Origin of the sequence: Streptomyces sp. Ru71, assembly GCF_002920535.1 — a bacterium.
GTDB lineage: Bacteria > Actinomycetota > Actinomycetes > Streptomycetales > Streptomycetaceae > Streptomyces.
This window is the reverse complement of record NZ_PQSS01000052.1, coordinates 1-18,939: the sequence shown is the minus strand read 5'-3', so window position 1 is coordinate 18,939 and position 18,939 is coordinate 1. Positions and strand designations below refer to the sequence as shown.

Annotated in this window: 14 protein-coding genes; 4 read left to right on the top strand and 10 right to left on the bottom strand. The window is 72.2% G+C overall.

What is annotated here, in order from left to right:
- Window positions 1-43: 43 nt before the first annotated feature.
- The 8 genes from C3489_RS25985 to C3489_RS25950 form a co-directional block, all read right to left on the bottom strand.
- Window positions 44-1,375: a ThuA domain-containing protein gene (locus tag C3489_RS25985; protein WP_103784497.1), complete on the bottom strand. Its 1,332-nt coding sequence runs from the start codon at window positions 1,373-1,375 to the stop codon at window positions 44-46.
- A gap of 12 nt (window positions 1,376-1,387) precedes the next feature.
- Window positions 1,388-3,865, bottom strand: coding sequence for a PQQ-dependent sugar dehydrogenase (locus C3489_RS25980; protein ID WP_103784496.1), 2,478 nt, complete (start codon window positions 3,863-3,865; stop codon window positions 1,388-1,390).
- 89 nt (window positions 3,866-3,954) lie between these two features.
- Entirely contained in the window at window positions 3,955-4,953 is a 999-nt protein-coding gene (locus C3489_RS25975) for a sugar phosphate isomerase/epimerase (RefSeq protein ID WP_103784495.1), read from the bottom strand.
- Window positions 4,954-4,968: 15 nt separating this feature from the next.
- Window positions 4,969-6,210, bottom strand: coding sequence for a Gfo/Idh/MocA family protein (locus C3489_RS25970; RefSeq protein ID WP_103784494.1), 1,242 nt, complete (start codon window positions 6,208-6,210; stop codon window positions 4,969-4,971).
- Window positions 6,211-6,290: 80 nt separating this feature from the next.
- On the bottom strand, window positions 6,291-7,331 hold the full coding sequence (locus tag C3489_RS25965; RefSeq protein ID WP_103784493.1) for a substrate-binding domain-containing protein: 1,041 nt from the start codon (window positions 7,329-7,331) through the stop codon (window positions 6,291-6,293).
- Between the two features lie 17 nt (window positions 7,332-7,348).
- A complete protein-coding gene (locus tag C3489_RS25960) occupies window positions 7,349-8,365 on the bottom strand; it encodes an ABC transporter permease (protein ID WP_103784492.1) in 1,017 nt (338 codons plus the stop codon).
- Entirely contained in the window at window positions 8,362-9,879 is a 1,518-nt protein-coding gene (locus tag C3489_RS25955; RefSeq protein WP_103784491.1) for a sugar ABC transporter ATP-binding protein, read from the bottom strand. The genes C3489_RS25960 and C3489_RS25955 overlap by 4 nt, the downstream gene beginning before the upstream one ends.
- A 156-nt stretch (window positions 9,880-10,035) precedes the next feature.
- Window positions 10,036-11,217: an ROK family transcriptional regulator gene (locus C3489_RS25950; RefSeq protein ID WP_103784490.1), complete on the bottom strand. Its 1,182-nt coding sequence runs from the start codon at window positions 11,215-11,217 to the stop codon at window positions 10,036-10,038.
- Between the two features lie 207 nt (window positions 11,218-11,424).
- Between C3489_RS25950 and C3489_RS25945 the strand changes: the two genes are divergently transcribed.
- On the top strand, window positions 11,425-12,603 hold the full coding sequence (locus C3489_RS25945) for a low temperature requirement protein A (protein ID WP_103784489.1): 1,179 nt from the start codon (window positions 11,425-11,427) through the stop codon (window positions 12,601-12,603).
- A gap of 194 nt (window positions 12,604-12,797) precedes the next feature.
- Here C3489_RS25945 and C3489_RS25940 read toward each other — a convergent pair whose 3' ends face one another.
- A complete protein-coding gene (locus C3489_RS25940; protein ID WP_103784488.1) occupies window positions 12,798-13,475 on the bottom strand; it encodes a GntR family transcriptional regulator in 678 nt (225 codons plus the stop codon).
- A 162-nt stretch (window positions 13,476-13,637) separates the two neighbouring features.
- Complete coding sequence (locus C3489_RS25935; protein ID WP_103784487.1) at window positions 13,638-14,585, bottom strand: beta-ketoacyl-ACP synthase III; 948 nt, start codon at window positions 14,583-14,585, stop codon at window positions 13,638-13,640.
- 278 nt (window positions 14,586-14,863) lie between these two features.
- Here C3489_RS25935 and C3489_RS25930 point away from each other — a divergent pair, with 278 nt between their 5' ends.
- The 3 genes from C3489_RS25930 to C3489_RS25920 form a co-directional block, all read left to right on the top strand.
- Window positions 14,864-15,835: a 2-dehydropantoate 2-reductase gene (locus C3489_RS25930; protein WP_103784486.1), complete on the top strand. Its 972-nt coding sequence runs from the start codon at window positions 14,864-14,866 to the stop codon at window positions 15,833-15,835.
- On the top strand, window positions 15,832-17,751 hold the full coding sequence (locus tag C3489_RS25925) for a molybdopterin oxidoreductase family protein (protein WP_103784485.1): 1,920 nt from the start codon (window positions 15,832-15,834) through the stop codon (window positions 17,749-17,751). The genes C3489_RS25930 and C3489_RS25925 overlap by 4 nt, the downstream gene beginning before the upstream one ends.
- A gap of 6 nt (window positions 17,752-17,757) precedes the next feature.
- Window positions 17,758-18,939: NAD(P)H-dependent oxidoreductase subunit E (locus C3489_RS25920; RefSeq protein ID WP_181139844.1), on the top strand; the 1,182-nt coding region annotated here is incomplete at its 3' end.

Sequence of the window (18,939 nt, the reverse complement as noted above, 5' to 3'; positions counted from 1 at the left end):
AGAGACGGCGGGCGGGAGTCCGGCGTCCCCCGCCCGCCGCCGTTCAGTCGCCCTTGGCGGGCAGTTCCTTGATCCGGATGTCGCGGAAGGACACCTCGTCACCGGCTCCGTGGTTCTGGATGCCGATGTGCCCGTCCTTCAGGCTCCGGGCCGGATCGGTGTTGGTGAAGTCGTTGATCTTCACCCCGTTGAGCCAGACGCGCAGGCGCTCGCCCTGCACCCGGATCTCGTAGGTGTTCCACTCCCCCGGCGGGTTCAGCGCACGGTCGCGCTTGTTCAGGTCGGCGGACTGGAAGCCGTAGACGGACCCGGTGGTCTTCTCCGGGACGTCGGTGGCGTCGATCTGGACCTCGTAGCCGTTGTTCACGGCCGACCACGGGTCGTCCGAGGGCGGGAAGCCGACGAACACACCGGAGTTGTCGTCGCCGGCCACCTTCCAGTCGAGCTTCAGGGAGTACGACCCGAAGCTCTGCCCCGCGTACCAGAGCAGGCCCAGCCCGCCGGACGAGGTGAGCGTGCCGTCGTCGGACAGGGTGAAGGAGCCGGGCCCGGCCTGCCGCCAGCCCTCCAGGGAGGTGCCGTCGAAGAGCGGCCGGTAGCCGTTCTCCGGGCGGCAGTCGGCCTGGGCGGCGCCGATGGCGTACCGGATGCCGCCCAGCAGGTGCTGCCGGAAGGCGGGGTCGGCGTAGGACTCCTTGGTGTGGCCGCCGCCGGTGTAGAAGGCACGGCCGCCCTGGTACTCCTGGCACCAGGCGATCGGATGGTCGCCGTTCATGGTGCCGCCGCTGTACGACGACTCGTCCAGCGAGGCGAGGACGTGCGCCCGCTCGCGGGGGTTGGTGCGGTAGTTGTACCACTCGTCGGTGCGGTCCCAGGTGGGCCCGAGGTGGGCCGTCGCCGGGTGGGCGCGGTCCTCCACGTTCACGGTGGCGGGCTGGATCGCCGGGTGCGACTGGAAGTACGCGCCGGCCAGGCCGCCGTAGAACGCCCAGTCGTACTCGGTGTCGGCGGCGGCGTGGATGCCGACGTAGCCGCCGCCGTGGTGGACGTAGTCCTCGAAGGCGCTCTGCTGGGCGGCGTCCAGGACGTCACCGGTCGTGGACAGGAACACCACCGCGTCGTACCGGCGCAGGTTGCCCGGGGTGAACGCGCCTGCGTCCTCTGTGGCGTCGACGGTGAAGCCACCGCTCGCGCCGAGCTGCTTCACGGCGGCGACGCCGTCCGGGATGGAGTCGTGGCGGAAACCGGCCGTCTTGGAGAAGACCAGCACCCGCTTGCCGTCCGCGCCCGGCTGGGAGGCCGCCGGGCCGGTCGCGCAGCCGAGCAGCAGCGCCGCGGTCGCGGCGGCGGTGGTGAGGGTGGTGACGGTTCGCATGGCGGCCTCCTCTCAGCCGGTCGTGAAGGTGAAGTCGTCCACGTCGAACAGGGCTCCGGTGCCGCCCTTGAACACCAGGTAGAGCGTGGTGGTGCCACGGGGTGCGCGGGAGAGGCCGGCCTCGACGTCCTGGAAGGTCTCCCAGCCGCCGGTGACCGGGACGGCCGCCTTGCCGAGCAGGGTGCCGGTCGGGGAGCCGGCGCGCACCTCAAGGGTGCCGCCCGCGCCGCCGGAGGAGACCCGGGCGGTGATCTTGGTGGCGTCGCTCAGGACGTACGGCGTGAAGGAGATCCAGTCGCCGTTGTCGATGTCGCCGACGGTCTTGCCGCCGTTGGCACCGGCCTTGTCGATGACTCCGACACCGGAGCTGTCGCCGAAGTGCTCGGCCTGGCGGTGCTTGGGCTGGGTGACGTGGCGGGCGTGCGTGGTGAGCGGGGCCTGGCCACCGCCGCCGAGGTCGGTGTACTGGGCGTCGAAGACACCGAAGATGTTCTCGTCCTGGTCGTGGCCGCCGTCGGCGGTGGTCTGGATGGTGCCTGCGCAGCCGTTGGCCGAGGTCAGCGGGTGGCCGTGGGTGTCATGGCCGAGGACGAAGGTGACCGTGACCTTGGAGCAGTCGACCGCGGTGCCGTCCTCGGGGTCGGTGACCTTCACCTTGAAGGGCACGGCGTCGCCGAAGCTGAACAGCTGGCCGTCCTGCGGGAGTTCCAGGGTGACCTTGGGCGCGGTGTTGCCGACCACGATCTGCACGCTCGCGCTGCCCGTGCGCTCGGTGGTGTCCCCGGCGGTCAGCGTGGCCGTGTACGTGCCGTTCTTCTTGTACTTGTGCACCGGGTTCTGCTCGGTGGACTTGGTGCCGTCGCCGAAGTCCCAGCTGTAGGTGAGGGCGTCGCCGTCCTGGTCGCTGGTGCCGGCGGAGGAGAACTGCACCTTCAGCGGGGCCTGCCCGTTGGTGCGGTCCGCGGCGGCCTGGGCGACCGGGGAGTGGCCGTCGGTGGCGTTCTCGATGCGGTACAGGGCGGAGTTGTCGTCGCCGCCGAACCAGGACAGACCGTAGTCCAGGACGTACAGGGCGCCGTCGGGGCCGAAGGCCATGTCCATCACCTGGGTGCCGGACCAGGGGATGTCGTTGATCGACTGCACGGCGCCGTCGGCGTCGCTGGTGATGCGCTTGATCCAGCGGCGGCCGAACTCACCGGCGAAGAAGTCGCCGTCGTAGGCCTCGGGGAACTTCACGGGCGAGTCGAGGGCGGGGTCGTAGTGGTAGACCGGGCCGCCCATCGGGGACTCGGAGCCGTCGCCGAACTCGGGCACGGACGGACCGTTGTACGGGATCCAGGCGGGCTGGGCCGGGGGCAGGTCGGTCAGGCCGGTGTTGTGCGGGGAGGTGTTCTTCGGCGCGTTGCAGTCGAAGGAGGCGCCGGAGGTCCTGGTCGCGAAGTCGTAGTCGACGTAGGCGTCGTTGGCGCCGGTGCAGTACGGCCAGCCGAAGTTGCCGGGGGCGGTGACGCGGGCGAACTCGACCTGGCCGGCCGGTCCGCGGCTGGGGTTGGCGGAGCCGGCGTCGGGGCCGTAGTCGCCGACGTAGAGGATGCCGGTCTTCTTGTCGACGCTGAACCGGAACGGGTTGCGGAAGCCCATCGCGTAGATCTCGGGGCGGGTCTTGTCCGTGCCCGGCGGGAAGAGGTTGCCCTCGGGGATGGAGTACGAGCCGTCCGCGTTGACCTTGATGCGCAGGATCTTGCCGCGCAGGTCGTTGGTGTTGCCGGCGGTGCGCTGGGCGTCGAAGCCGGGGTTGCGGTCGGCTCGCTCGTCGATCGGGGTGTAGCCGTCGGACTGGAAGGGGTTGGTGTCGTCGCCGGTCGACAGGTAGAGGTTGCCGGCCGCGTCGAAGTCGATGTCACCGCCGACGTGGCAGCACAGGCCGCGGGTGGTGGGGACGTCGAGGATCTGCTTCTCGCTGGCCGTGTCGAGGGTGCCGTCGGTCTTCAGCACGAAGCGGGACAGCCGGTTGACGCCCTCGAAGGGGGCGAAGTCGGCGGCGGTGCCGTTCTCGGGGGCGTCGCCCGCCGGGGTGTTCAGCGGGGGCGCGTAGTACAGGTAGACGAACCGGTTGCTGGCGAAGTCCGGGTCGATGCCGACACCCTGCAGGCCCTCCTCGTCGTGGGAGTACACGGCGAGCTTGCCCGCCAGCTTGGTGTTGCCGGCGGCGTCGGTCAGGCGCAGCTCGCCGTCGCGGGAGGTGTGCAGGACGGAGCGGTCCGGCAGGACGGCGAGCGACATGGGCTCGCCGACCTCCGCCTCGCCCTTGGCGAGGGTGACCTGCTGGAAGTCCTCGCCGGCGAGGGCCTGTTGGTCGGCGACGGCTGCGCCGGCCGGGGGTGTGGTGAGGGTGAGGGTGGCGCCCGCGAGCAGGGCGCCGCCGAACAGGGCGAGTGCCGTGCGCAGACGTGAGCGGGGGGATCTGGTGGTGCGGTCGTTCCCGTGCACGAATTGCCTCCAGAAAGGGGCCGGTTGTACGGGCGGGTGCGAACGCCGGGATGCGCCGTCATCCCGGAGAGGTGCCTCTTACGGGGTGGTCAGTTGCCGAACGCCGCGTCGAAGGAGGCCGACGGGGGTTCGAAGTCGTACGCCTTGAGGCGGGTCAGGGCCTCGGGGGCGCCCTGGAGCCGGTCCATGCCGGCGTCCTCCCACTCCACGGAGATGGGGCCCTGGTAGCCGATGGAGCGCAGCATGCGGAAGACGTCCTCCCAGGGGACGTCGCCGTGGCCGGCGGAGACGAAGTCCCAGCCGCGCCGGGGGTCGCCCCAGGGCAGGTGGGAGCCGAGGCGGCCGTTGCGTCCGTCGAGGCGCTTGCGGGCTTCCTTGCAGTCGACGTGGTAGATCCGGTCGCGGAAGTCCCACAGGAAACCGACCGGGTCGAGGTCCTGCCACACGAAGTGGGAGGGGTCGAAGTTCAGGCCGAACGCGGCGCGGTGGTCCACCGCTTCCAGGGCGCGCTGGGTGGTCCAGTAGTCGTAGGCGATCTCGCTGGGGTGGACCTCGTGCGCGAACCGTACGCCCTCGGCGTCGAAGACGTCCAGGATCGGGTTCCAGCGGTCGGCGAAGTCCTGGTAGCCGCGCTCGATCATCGCCTCGGGTGCGGGCGGGAACATCGCCACCAGGTGCCAGATGGCGGAGCCGGTGAAGCCGATGACGGTGTCGACGCCGAACGCGGCCGCGGCACGCGCGGTGTCCTTCATCCGGGCGGCGGCCCGCCGGCGTACGCCCTCGGGGTCGCCGTCGCCCCAGATCGCGGCCGGCAGGATGGCCTGGTGGCGTTCGTCGATGATGGCGTCGCACACGGCCTGCCCGACCAGGTGGTTGGAGATCGCCCAGCACTTCAGGCCGTACTTGTCGAGCAGGGTCTTCCGGGAATCGAGGTACGCGGGGTCGGTCAGGGCCTTGTCGACCTCGAAGTGGTCGCCCCAGCAGGCGAGTTCCAGGCCGTCGTAGCCGAAGTCGCGGGCCAGGCGGCAGACCTCTTCCAGGGGCAGATCGGCCCACTGGCCGGTGAACAGCGTGAACGGGCGCGGCATGTCGGTGGCTTCTCCTCAGAGCGCGACGGGCGTGTAGACGGAGTTCTTCTCGGCGCTCTCCTCCACCGCCGCGAGCACGCGCTGCACCTGCAGCCCGTCGGCGAAGGAGGGTTCGGGGCTGTGGCCCTCGGCGACGGCGTGGACGAGGTCGCGGGCCTGGTGGACGAAGGTGTGCTCGTAGCCGAGGCCGTGGCCGGGCGGCCACCAGGCGTCCAGATAGGGGTGCTCGGGCTCGGTGACGAGGATGCGGCGGAAGCCGGCGTGCTCGCCGGGCTCGGTGCCGTCGTGGTACCAGAGCTCGTTGAGCCGCTCCAGGTCGAAGGAGAGCGAGCCGCGCTCCCCGTTCAGCTCGATGCGCAGGGCGTTCTTGCGGCCGGTGGCGTAGCGGGTGGCCTCGAAGGAGGCGAGGGCGCCGGAGGTGAACCTGCCGGTGAACAGGGCCGCGTCGTCCACGGTGACCGTGCCGGTGCGGGCGGCGGCGGTCCCGGCGGACAGGCCCGTGACGGCACCGGCGGGCAGCGGGCGCTCCCGCACGAACGTCTCCGTCAGGGCGGACACCCCGGCCAGGTGCTCCCCCGCGAGGTACTGGGCGAGGTCGACGATGTGCGCGCCGAGGTCGCCGAGCGAGCCGGAGCCCGCCTGCTCCTTGCGCAGCCGCCAGGTCAGCGGGAAGGCCGGGTCCACCAGCCAGTCCTGGAGATACGTCACCCGCACGTGGCGCAGGGTGCCGAGCCGGCCCTCGGCGACCATGCGGCGGGCCAGCGTGGTGGCCGGGACCCGGCGGTAGTTGAAGCCGACCATCGCGACCTGGCCGCGTGCCTCGGCCTCCCGCGCCGCGCGGACCATCGCCTCGGCCTCGGCGACGGTGTTGGCGAGGGGCTTCTCGCACAGCACGTGCTTGCCGGCGGCGAGCGCGGCCAGCGCGATCTCGGCATGGCTGTCGCCGGGGGTGCAGATGTCGACGAGGTCGACGTCGTCGCGCTCGACCATCTCCCGCCAGTCGGTGACGGCCGCCGCCCAGCCGTGCCGGTCGGCCGCCGCGCGCACGGCCGCCCCGTCGCGGCCGCAGATCACGGCCAGTTCCGGGCGGCGGGGCAGGTCGAAGACCCGGCCCGCGGTGCGCCAGCCCTGGGAGTGGGCGGCGCCCATGAAGGCGTAGCCGACCATGCCGACGCGCAGCGGCGGTCTGTCCCGGCCCGGTGAGCCGGCCGGGCTCGTCGGGCTCTGGGTCCCGTCTGACTGCTGCGGCTGTGCCATGGGGTAAGTCCTCCGTCCTCGTCCTGACGACGTGTGGCGGTGTGGTGGGGGGTGCGGGGCGTGCGGCCCTGGCCCGCCGGTCAGCGGAAGCCGATGGGCATGTACTGGTCGACGTTGGTCTTGTCGACGACGGCCGAGTAGAGCGTGATCGACGCCGGGATCTCGAACTCGGCGAGGCCGCCGACGCCCTTGCCCTGGCCGAGGGCGCGGGCGAGGTCGATGGCGGAGGCGGCCATGGTGGGCGGGTAGAGCACGGTCGCCTTGAGCACGCCGTTGTCCTGCTTGATGGCCTGGAGGGCGGACAGCGCGCCCGCGCCGCCGACCATCAGGAAGTCGTCGCGCCCGGCCTGCTCGATCGCGCGCAGCGCGCCGACGCCCTGGTCGTCGTCGTGGTTCCACAGCGCGTCGAAGTCCGACTGGGCCTGCAGCAGCTGGGCCATCTTGGCCTGCCCGGACTCCACGGTGAACTCGGCGGCCTGGCGGGCGACCTTGCGGATGTTCGGGTAGTTCCTCAGCGCGTCGTCGAAGCCCTGGGTGCGCTGCTTGGTCAGCTCCAGGTTGTCCAGGCCGGCCAGTTCGACGACCTTGGCGTTCGCCTTGCCCTTGAGCTTCTCGCCGATGTAGTGGCCGGCGTTGAGGCCCATGCCGTAGTTGTCGCCGCCGATCCAGCAGCGGTAGGCCTGCGGGGTGTTGAAGACCCGGTCGAGGTTGACGACCGGGATTCCGGCCCGCATCGCCTTCAGGCCGACCTGGGTGAGGGCCTTGCCGTCGGCGGGCAGCACCACCAGGACGTCGACCTTCTTGTTGATGAGGGTCTCGATCTGGCCGATCTGCTGGGCGGTGTCGTTGGAGCCCTCGGTGATCTCCAGGGTGACGTCGGAGTACTTCTTGGCACGGCTCTTGGCGTTGTCGTTGATGGCGTTGAGCCAGCCGTGGTCGGCCTGCGGTCCGGCGAAGCCGATGGTGACGTGCTTGCCGGGCTTGTCGTCGGCGGCCGGCCGGCTGTCCGCGGCCGGCTTGGAGTCCTTCGGCTCGTTGCTGGTGCAAGCCGTGAGGAGGGCTCCGGCGGAGACGGCGGCGGATCCGAAGAGCAGTCCTCTGCGGGTGGGCAGCTGGGGCATGGCGGGGAACCCTTTCCTCAGGTCGTGCTTGCGGTACGGCGCTGGACCAGCACGGCGGCGACGATGATCGCGCCCTTGGCGATCTGCTGGACGTCGCTCTGCAGGTTGTTCAGGGCGAAGATGTTGGTGATCGTGGTGAAGACCAGGACGCCGAGCACGGACCCGGTGATGGTGCCGCGCCCCCCGCTGAGCAGGGTTCCGCCGATGATGGCGGCGGCGATGGCGTCGAGTTCGTAGAGGTTGCCGTTGGTGTTCTGTCCCGAGCCGGACAGGACGATCAGCAGGAAGGCGGCGATGCCGCAGCACAGTCCGGACAGCAGGTACAGATACAGCCGCTGGCGGCGGACGTCGATGCCGGCGAGCCGGGCGGCCTCGGCGTTGCCGCCGACGGCGACGGTGCGCCGGCCGAAGGTGGTGCGGTTCAGCAGCAGCCAGCCGAGGATCGTCACGAGTGCGAAGACCAGCACGAGCGGCGGAATGCCGAGGACGTAGGAGTCGCGCTCGCCGAGGCTCAGCACGCTGTCGATGGTGACGATCTGCGTCTTGCCGTCGGTGATCTGCAGGGCGAGGCCGCGGGCCGAGGCCAGCATGGCGAGGGTGGCGATGAACGGGACCATCCCGCCGTACGCGATGAGCAGGCCGTTGACCAGGCCGCAGCCGAGGCCGACGACGACCGCCGTGAACAGGATGCCGGCGAAGCCGAACTCCTGTGTGGCGAGCGTCGTCGCCCACACCGAGGCCAGCGCGACGATCGCGCCGACCGACAGGTCGATGCCGCCGGAGGTGATGACGAAGGTCATGCCGACGGTGACGACACCGATCACCGACGCCTGGGTGAGGACGAGTTGCAGGTTGCGGGTGTCGAGGAACTCGTCGGGCTTGGTGACACCGCCGATGACCACGAGCACGGCGAGCACGCCGAGCAGGGACAGGGTGCGGACGTCGGCGCGGGCCATCAGGGTGCGCCAGGCGGGCAGTTGGACCGGCGGCACCTTTCCGGTGCCGTCCCGTGGCGGGGAGACGTGCTGCGTCATGACGCCGGGCTTCCTTCCATGACGAGGTCGAGGACGCGGTGTTCGTCGAGCCGGCGGGCGGGCGCGGTGTGCACCACCCGGCCCTCGCGCAGGACCAGGACGCGGTCGGCGAGGCCGAGCACCTCGGGCACCTCGCTGGAGACGAGGAGCACCGCGAGGCCCTCGTCGGCCAGGCGCCGTACCACCGCGTACAGCTCGGCTCGGGCGCCGACGTCGACGCCGCGGGTGGGTTCGTCGAGCAGCAGGACGCGGCAGCCGCGCAGCAGCCAGCGGGCCAGGACGGCCTTTTGCTGGTTGCCGCCGGACAGGGTGCGCACGGGCACGGACGGGTTGTCGGGCCGCAGCGACAGCTCACGGACGGCGGCGCGGGCGGCGCCGGCTTCGGCTCCGCGGTCGATCCAGCCGGCGCGCGAGAAGCGGGACAGCGAGGAGACGGAGACGTTTCGGGTGACGGACTCCAGCATCAGCAGGGCCTGCGCCTTGCGTTCCTCGGGGGCGAGCCCGAGCCCGGCACGGACGGCGGCGCGGACGCTGCCGGCCTTCAACGGGCTTCCATCGACGAGTACCTGACCTGCCGTCGGCTTGCGGGCGCCGTAGATGGTCTCCAGGATCTCCGAGCGCCCCGAGCCGACGAGTCCGGCGAGCCCGACGATCTCCCCGGCGTGCACATCCAGGTCGAGCGGGGCGAACTCGCCGTCCCGGGCGAGGCCGCGCACCTGCAGCACCGGGGTGCCCGCCGGTGGCTCGGCCGGCCGCTCGGGAAAGACGTACGCCACGTTCCGGCCGGTCATCAGGGCGACGACCTCGCTGGTCGGGGTGGTCTTCGCGGGCAGTCCGCCGGCCACCGCGCGCCCGTCCTTCAGCACGGTGACGCGGTCGCCGATACGGCGGATCTCCTCCAGGCGGTGCGAGATGTAGACGACGGCGACTCCGTCGGCGGTGAGGTCGCCCACGATCCGGAACAGGTTGTCCACCTCGTCGGGGTCGAGCGCGGCGGACGGCTCGTCCATCACGATCAGCCGTACGTCGTGGGACAGCGCGCGGGCCATGGACACGATCTGCTGCTGCGCCGCGGACAACTCCCCGACCAGCCGGCCCGGGTCGATCTCCGGGTGCCCGAGTCGCTTGAGCAGCGCCGCCGTCGACTCCTTCGCGGCCCTGCGCCGTACGACGAACCCGGCGGCCGTGGGCTCGTGTCCGAGGTGGACGTTCTCGGCCACCGACAGGTGCTCCACCAGGTCGAGTTCCTGGTAGATGGTGGCGATGCCGAGGCGCATGGCGGCGATCGGCGAGCGGAGGGTGACCTCCTCGCCGCGCCAGCGGATGGTGCCGGTGTCCGGCTGGTGGGCGCCGGCCAGGACCTTGATGAGGGTGGACTTCCCGGCGCCGTTCTGGCCGAGCAGGCAGTGCACTTCACCGGGCAGGACGTCGAGGTCGACGCCGTCCAGTGCGCGGACGCCGGGGAAGGCCTTGGTGATGCCGGACATGCTGAGCAGAGGTGGTTGTGGTGCCATGCGTGGATCCCCTCGGCGGGCGTGCGGGCCGGTTCAGGGCAGGGCGGAGCGGAGAAGGGGCCTTGCGGGAAGAGGGCAGGGCGGTAGGGGGGAAGCTGTGGTTCAGGGCAGGGTGGAGCCGTGCGCTGTGCTGGTGGTGCGGACCGGTGTCGTCGGTTACGCCGGTGAGAACAGGTGGTCGCTGATCAGCCGGGCCGCGCCGATGACTCCGGCGGCGGGTCCCAGCTCCCCCAGGACGATGGGCAGGTTGCCGGTCGCGAGCGGGAGCGACTGGCGGTAGACCTGGGTGCGGATCGCGGCGAGCAGGGTGTGGCCGAGTCCGGTCACCCCGCCGCCGATCACCACCAGGCCGGGGTTGAAGAAGCTGACCAGGCCGGCGATGACCTGCCCGGTGCGGGTGCCGCCCTCCCGGATGAGGTCGAGGGAGGTGGCGTCACCGGCGGACGCGGCCGCGGCCACGTCGACGGCGGTCAGCGTGCCGTTGGTCTCCAGCCGCGAGGCCAGTTCCGGCGACAGCCCCTGCCCGGCCGCCTCGACGGCGTCGCGGGCGAGGGCGGCGCCGCTGAAGTGCGCCTCCAGACAGCCCCGGTTGCCACAGGCGCACGGGCGGCCGTCGGGCACGGCCTGGATGTGGCCGATGTCGCCCGCACTGCCCGTGACACCGCGGTGGACGTCCCCGCTCACCACGATGCCGCAGCCGATACCGGTGCCGATCTTGACGCAGAGGAAGTCGCCCACGGAGCGTGCGACGCCCGCGTGCATCTCCCCCATCGCCATCAGGTTCACATCGTTGTCGACCATGACCGGGCAGCCGAGTTCCTGGCTGAGCGCCTCCCGCACGGGGAAGCCGTCCCAGCCCGGCATGATCGGCGGAGCCACCGGGACGCCCTCCGGGAAGCGGACCGGGCCCGGGACGCCGATGCCGGCGCCGTCGAACCCCTCCGCGAGCCCGGAGTCACGCAACTTCGCGGCCATGGCCAGCACGTGCTCGAAGACCGCGACGGGTCCCTCGCGGACGTCCATGGGCTGGTTGAGATGGCCCAGGACCTCCAGCTCGGCGTTGGTGACGGCGACGTCGATGGACGTCGCGCCGATGTCCACGCCGAGGAAGCGCAGCTGCGGGTTGAGCCGGACGTTGTGGGAGCGGCGCCCGCCGCGCGAGGCGGCGAGACCGTCGGCCACGACCAGGCCGGTCTGCAGCAGCCGGTCCACCTCCACGGCGAGCTTGGACCGCGAGAGGTCGACCTGATCGCCCAGCTGCGCACGGGAGTTGGGTCCCCCGTCGCGCAGCAGCTTCAGCAGCCGGGCCTGATGCGTGTTCGCGGGTCGTGCGGTCATGCGTCTCACGTGCCCCTCCCCGCCTCAATTCGGCCACCGTCGTCGGGCTTTCGAGGGGAACGTAGCAGTGACTGTTGAATGTGGGAAGAAGTCGCGCACGGATTCCCGCCGACTTTTTCCACTCACAGGACAAAGGCCTGGTCGCCAACAGCCCAGCCGGGCACGGCCCTTACGATCGGCGGGCACACCGTTCACCTGGGGGGACACATGAACGCCGCACCGCCGGAGCCGGGTCGCAGGGTCACGACCCTGGAGCTGTTCTTCGACCTCGTCTTCGTCTTCACGCTCACGCAGCTCACCGTGCTGCTCACCGCCGACCTGTCGTTCGCCACGGCGGGCCGGGTGGCGCTGATCCTCGTCGTGCTGTTCTGGATGTACGGCGCCTACGCCTACCTCACCAACCAGGTGCCGCCCGACCGTCCGTCACGCCGGCTGCTGCTGATGCTCGGCATGGCCGCGTTCCTGGTGTGCGCGCTGGCGATCCCGCGTGTCTTCGACGACACCGGGGTGGTGTTCGGGCTGGGCTTCCTCGGCGTGGTCGTGGTGCACACGACGCTGTACACCCGCAGCCACGGCCGGGACACCATCTGGTACGGCGTGCCGAACGCGCTGGCCGCGCTGTCGGTGACCGGCGCCGGGCTGGTCGACGGCCTGGCCGCGGACGGTCTGTGGCTGCTGGCGCTGGTACTGCAGTTCGTCACCCCGCTGTTCGCGGAGCACGGGCCGCGACGCGCCGACGGACGGCCGGCCGAGGTGCTGCGCGAGCAGCTGGGCGCGCTGGACGCGGCGCACTTCGTGGAGCGGCACGGGCTGCTGCTGATCGTGGCGTTCGGCGAGTCCGTGATCGCGATCGGGATCGGCATCGGGGATCTGCCGCTGACCCCGGGTCTGGTCGGCGGCGCGTTCCTGGCGCTGGCGCTGGCGGTGTCGCTGTGGTGGACGTACTTCGTGCGCGACGAGGAGGCGGCCGAGGCGGCGTTCGCCGCGACTCCGGCGCCGGCGCGCTGGCGGCGCGCGATGAACGCGTACTACTACGCCTTCCTGCCGATGCTGCTGGGCATCGCCTTCCTGGCCGCCGGGGTGAAGAAGACGCTCGGCCATCTCACCGAACACCCGCACACGGGACCGGCGTTGGCGCTTGCCGGCGGGGTCGCGCTGTTCCTCGCCGGGGACGCGGCCTTCCGGGCGGCCCTGGGCCTGCGTCCCGTGCGCTACCGCCTCACGGCGGCCCCGGTGGCGGCGGCGACGGCCCTGCTGGGCGTGCGCACCTCGGCGGCGGTCGAACTGACCTGCCTGGTGGCCGTGGTGGTGGCGATGCTGGCCACCGAGGCCCGCTGGGCGGGCGACCGCACACCGGCCACCGAGGACGCGCCGGCACCCGCGTAGGGGACACCACACCCGCCCCAGAGTCGGGCACCCGCGCAGGCGTCAGGCACCGGCCCAAGAGTCAGGCACCCGCGCAGGCGTCAGGCACCGGCCCAAGAGCCAGTCACCCGCGCAGGCGTCAGACGCCCGCCCAAGAGTCAGGCACCCGCGCAGGCGTCAGACGCCCGCCCAAGAGTCAGGCACCCGCACAGGCGTCAGGCGCTCGGGCGCTCGTGGTACGAGCGTCGGGTGTGCTCGGTGTGCTCGCGCATCAGCCGGGTGGCGCGCTGCTCGTCGCCCTCGGCGATGGCGGCGATGAGCGCGCGGTGCTCGATCCACGACTGCTGCCCGCGCTGCCGGGCCACCGGTGTGTAGTACCAGCGCACCCGGCGGTCGACCTGGGCGGCGAGGTCGGCGAGGACCGCGTTGCCGGCCAGTTCCATGATCGTGGCGTGGAAGCGGGCGTTGAGGGCGACGGCGCCGTCCACGTCGTCGGCGGCGACGGCCTCCTCGCCCTGGGCGCACAGCTCCTCCAGCCGGGCGACCCCGGCGTCGTCCGCGCTCGCGGCGGCCAGCCGGGCGGCCTCGGCCTCCAGCAGCGTGCGCACCGTGAGCAGCTGGTCAGCCTCCTCCTCGGTCGGCTCGTGCACGAACGCGCCCTGCGCGGGCCGCAGATCGACCCAGCCCTCGGTGTTGAGCCGCTGCAGCGCCTCGCGCACCGGCTGCCGGGAGACGCCGAGATGCCCGGCGAGTTCGCTCTCCACGAGGTGCTGGCCGGGCCGCAGGGCACGGGTGGTGATGAGTTCGAGCAGGGCCTCGTAGACGCGCTCGCGCAGCGGGCCGGGCCGCTCCAGTCGGGGCACCGCGCCCTGCGGCAGTCCGGTCGACAACATCGCTCCCCCTCGCGGGACTCGGTGGGACGGCACGCCGGAAGACCATCAGTATCGATTGTCTTTCGTCTACAGTCTACGGCGCACAATGGCCACCGCGGCGTGCGGTCCCCTCGGCACGAGCCCCCCGGGTCCCCCGTGCCACGCCCCCTGCGCTTCCCCTGGTCAGGGGCAGCGCACGACCTGCCCCGCGTACGACAGGTTGCCGCCGAAGCCGAACAGCAGGACGGGGTCGCCGGTCGTGATCCGGCCCTGCTCGACCAGCTTCGACAGGGCCAGCGGGATGCTCGCGGCGGAGGTGTTGCCGGACTCGGTCACGTCCCGGGCGACGACGGCCTGCGGGGCGCCGATGCGCTCGGCGAGCGGTTCGATGATGCGCAGGTTGGCCTGGTGGAGGACGACAGCCGCGAGGTCCCGCGGGGCGATGCCGGCGCGTTCACAGGTCTGCCGGGCCAGCGGCGGCAGCTGGGTCGTCGCCCACCGGTAGACGGCCTGCCCCTCCTGGGCGAACCGGGCCGGCTGGCCCTCGATGCGCACGGCGTGCCCCATCTCGGGCACCGATCCCCACAGCACCGGCCCGATGCCGGGCTCCTCCCCCTCGGCGCAGGCCTCCACCACGGCGGCCCCGGCCCCGTCGCCGACCAGGACGCAGGTGCTGCGGTCGGTCCAGTCGGTCACGTCGGACATCTTGTCGGCGCCGACGACGAGGGCACGCCGGGCGGCGCCCGCGCGCACGGTGTGGTCGGCGGTGGCCAACGCGTGGGTGAAGCCGGCGCAGACCACGTTGACGTCCATGGCGGCGGGCTGCGGGATGCCGAGCCGGGCGGCGACCCGGGCGGCCGTGTTCGGGGAGCGGTCGACGGCGGTGGAGGTGGCGACCAGGACGAGGTCGATGTCGCCGGGCGTGAGGCCGGCCGCCGCGAGCGCCTTGGCGGCGGCGTGCGCGGCGAGTTCGTCGACGGGCTCGTCGGGCCCGGCGATGTGCCGCGTCCGGATGCCGACCCGGCTCCTGATCCACTCGTCGCTGGTGTCGACCAGACCGGCCAGGTCCTCGTTGGTGAGCACCTTGGCGGGCTGGTAGTGGCCGACGGCGGCGATCCGCGAGCCGTTCATCTGGATGGGTCCCCCTCGTTGCCTCGGACACGGACCCCCCAGTCTGATCAGTGACTCGCGGGTACGAGGGCAGGCGAAGCGACAGGAAACGGACGCGGGGGTTGTCGGCTTCCGTCAGACGTGCGGGGCGGTCCCGGGCAGCCGCTGCGCGAACCCTTGCCCACCCTCCTTCCATACTGTAGACAATATTTCGTCGACAGGATGCGGGGATGTGCCTCTCCTCAGCCGTCCGTCCGCCTCCCCTCCGCGGTATCCCTCGACCGAACGGAGAGCCCCACGTGAAAGTCGCAGTCCTCGGCGCCGGAGCGATCGGCGCCTATGTGGGCGCCGCTCTGCACCGCGCGGGCGCCGATGTCCATCTCATTGCCCGTGGACCGCACCTGGCGGCCATGAGGCGGCACGGCGTACGGGTGCGCAGCCCGCGCGGCGACTTCACCGCCCGCGCGCACGCCACCGACGACCCGGCCGAGGTCGGCCCCGCCGACTACGTCTTCCTGGGTCTGAAGGCCAACTCCTACGCGGCGTGCGGGCCGCTGATCCGGCCGCTGCTGCACGAGAGCACGGCGGTCGTCGCCGCCCAGAACGGCATCCCCTGGTGGTACTTCCACCGGCACGGCGGCCCCCACGACGGCCGCCGCATCGAGAGCGTGGACCCCGGCGGCGCGGTCAGTGCGGTGCTCGCGCCCGAGCGGGCCGTCGGCTGCGTGGTCTACGCGGCCACCGAGCTCGAAGCCCCCGGTGTCGTACGGCACTTGGAGGGCACGCGGTTCTCCGTCGGCGAGCCCGGCCGCGGCGTCTCGGACCGCTGTGTCCGCTTCAGCGAGGCGATGCGGGCGGGCGGCCTGAAGTGCCCCGTCGAACCCGACCTGCGCGACGACATCTGGGTCAAGCTGCTCGGCAACATCTCGTTCAACCCGATCAGCGCCCTGTCCCGGGCGACCATGGCGCAGATGTGCCGGCACGGCGGCACCCGCCGGGTCATCGAGATCATGATGAGCGAGACGCTCGCCGTCGCCCGCGCCCTCGGCTGCGAACCGGGCGTCTCCGTCGAACGCCGCCTCGCCGGCGCCGAACGCGTGGGCGACCACCGCACCTCCACCCTCCAGGACCTGGAGCGCGGCAAGCCGCTCGAACTCGACGTGCTGCTCGCGGCCGTCGTCGAACTCGCGGAGATCACCGGTGTGCCGGTGCCCACCCTGCGCACCGTGCACGCCCTGTCGGACCTGCTCGCGCTGAGGAGCGCCGCATGAGGAAACGGCAACCGAAGACCTACACCCGCCTCACCCACCCCCTGGTGCGCGACTCCCGCGACGAGCCGCTGCGCCGGGCGACCTGGGAGGAGGCGCTGGACCGCACCGCCCGCGGACTGGCCCGCAACCGGGGCGCCTTCGGGATGTTCTCCTGCTCCCGCGCCACCAACGAGATGAACTACGTGGCGCAGAAGTTCGCCCGGGTCGTGATGGGCACCAACAACGTCGACTCCTGCAACCGCACCTGCCACGCCCCCAGCGTCGCCGGCCTGTCAGCGGCGTTCGGCTCCGGCGGCGGCACGTCGTCGTACGAGGAGGTCGAGCACACCGACGTCATCGTGATGTGGGGCTCCAACGCCCGCTTCGCACACCCGATCTTCTTCCAGCACGTGCTGAAGGGCATCAGGAACGGCGCCCGGATGTACGCCGTCGACCCGCGCCGCACCTCCACCGCCGAGTGGGCGGAGGGCTGGCTCGGCCTGAACGTCGGCACCGACATCGCGCTCGCGCACGCCGTCGGCCGGGAGATCATCCACGCGGGGCTCGCGAACGAGGCGTTCATCGAGCGGGCGACGACCGGCTTCGCCGAGTACCGGGCCCTGGTCGAGCCCTGGACCCTGTCCCTCGCCGAGAAGGTGACGGGCGTACCGGCCGGCGCGATCCGCGAGCTGGCCCACGCCTACGCCCGCGCCGAGCGCGCCCAGCTGTGCTGGACGCTCGGCATCACCGAGCACCACAACGGCACCGACAACGTCCGCGCGCTGATCAACCTGGCCCTGCTGACCGGTCACGTCGGCCGCTACGGCTCCGGTCTGCAGCCGCTGCGCGGGCAGAACAACGTGCAGGGCGGCGGCGACATGGGCGCGATCCCCAACCGGCTTCCCGGCTTCCAGGACATCCTCGACGCCGACATCAGGGCGAAGTTCGAGTCGGCCTGGGACGCCGTGATCCAGCCGCACTACGGGCTGACCCTGACCGAGATGTTCGAGGCGATGGAGGACGGCTCGCTGCGGGCCGTGTACTGCGTCGGCGAGAACCCGGCCCAGTCCGAGGCGGACAGCGAGCAGGCGGTACGGCGGCTGAGCGCGCTGGACTTCCTCGTCGTCCAGGACATCTTCCTGACCAGGACCGCCGAGCTCGCGGACGTCGTGCTGCCCGCGACCGCCGGCTGGGCGGAGACCGAGGGCACCACCACCAACAGCGAGCGCCGGGTGCAGCGCGTGCGGCGCGCGGTGACCCCGCCCGGCGAGGCGCGCGAGGACATCGACATCCTGTGCGACCTGGCCGCCCGCCTCGGCCACGACTTCAAGTACGCCGACGCCGAGGCCGTGTGGAACGAGCTGCGCGCCCTGTCCCCGGACCACCACGGCATGACGTACGCGCGGCTGGAGGAGCACCAGGGGATCCAGTGGCCGTGCCCGAGCACCGACCGGCTGGAACCGACGTATCTGCACGGCAGGTTGTGGGAACAGGACCCCGCCCTGCGGGGCAGGCCGGCACCGTTCGGGATCGTGCGGCACGACCCGCCGGTCGATCTGACCGACGAGACCTACCCGATCCGGCTCACCACCGGCCGGCGGCTGGACTCCTACAACACCGGGGTGCAGAGCGGCGGTTACGCCTCCCCGCTCCGGCGCGGCGAGTCCATCGAGCTGAGCCCGGAGGACGCCGAGCGGTACGGCGTGGTGGTCGGTGAGCGGGTACGGGTGACCTCGCGGCGCGGGTCGGTGGAGGCGCCCGTCTGGGTCGACCCGGCGCTGCGGCCGGGGCTCGCCTTCATGACGTTCCACTTTCCCGACGAGGTGGACACCAACCGGCTGACGATCGAGGCGAACTGCCCGATCGCGGGGACGGCGGAGTTCAAGGCGTCGGCGATCCGCATCGAGAAGCTTCCGGTCGTGACCTACGTGAGGTGAGCGCACGTGGACCTGCACTTCGGCGACAGCGAACCGACCGACGACGAACGCGCCGCCGTGGACGCCCTGCTGGGCCCACCGCAGTCCTCCTGGGAGGGCGCCGGCCGCACCGACGCGGACCTGCGCTGGGCGCGGGGCGGGCGCGTGGCCCGGGAGCGCCGCGACCTGCTGCTGCCGGGGCTGCACGCGCTCAACGACCGGATCGGCTGGATCAGCCCGGGCGCCCTGGACTACCTGTGCCGCCGGCTGACCGTGCCGCCGGCCGAGGCGTACGGCGTGGCCACCTTCTACGCGATGTTCTCGGTGCGACCCCGGCCGGCGACCGTGCTGCACGTGTGCACCGACCTGGCCTGCACGGCCGCCGGGGCGCAGCAGTTGTGCGCCGGTGTCGAGTCCCGGCTCGGCGGCCCGGGCAGCGGCGTCCACGTCGAGCGCAGCCCCTGCCTCGGCCTGTGCGAGCGGGCCCCGGCCGCCCTGGCGATCAGGGCGGGTGAGGCGGTGCGTACGGCCGTGGCGGCACCTGCGAGCGTGGACGGCGCCGCCCTGGCCGCGACCGCCCCCGACTCGGCGCCCGAGGAGCCGGCGGCCGTCGACGCCGTACCGCAGGCGGGCGAGGCCGGGCTGGTCCTGCTGCGCCGGGTCGGCGTCGTCGACCCGGCCTCCCTCGACGACTACCGCGCCCACGGCGGCTACACGGCGCTGCGCCGCGCGTTCGCGCTCGGCCCGGCCGGGGTCATCCGCGAGGTCACCGACTCGGGGCTGCTCGGGCGTGGCGGCGCCGCCTTCCCCACCGGCCGCAAGTGGCAGGCCACCGCGTCCCAGCCCGACCACCCGCACTATCTGGTGTGCAACGCCGACGAATCCGAGCCCGGCACCTTCAAGGACCGGGTGCTGATGGAGGGCGACCCGTACGCGCTGGTGGAGGCGATGACGATCGCGGCGTACGCGGTCGGCGCCCACCGGGGGTACCTCTACCTGCGCGGCGAGTACCCGCGCGCCCTGCGCCGCATGGAACACGCCGTCGCCCAGGCCCGCGCCCGTGGTCTGCTCGGCGACGACGTCCTCGGGCAGGGCTACGCCTTCGACATCGAGATCCGGCGCGGCGCGGGCGCCTACGTCTGCGGGGAGGAGACGGCCCTGTTCAACTCGATCGAGGGCCACCGGGGCGAGCCGCGCTCCAAGCCCCCG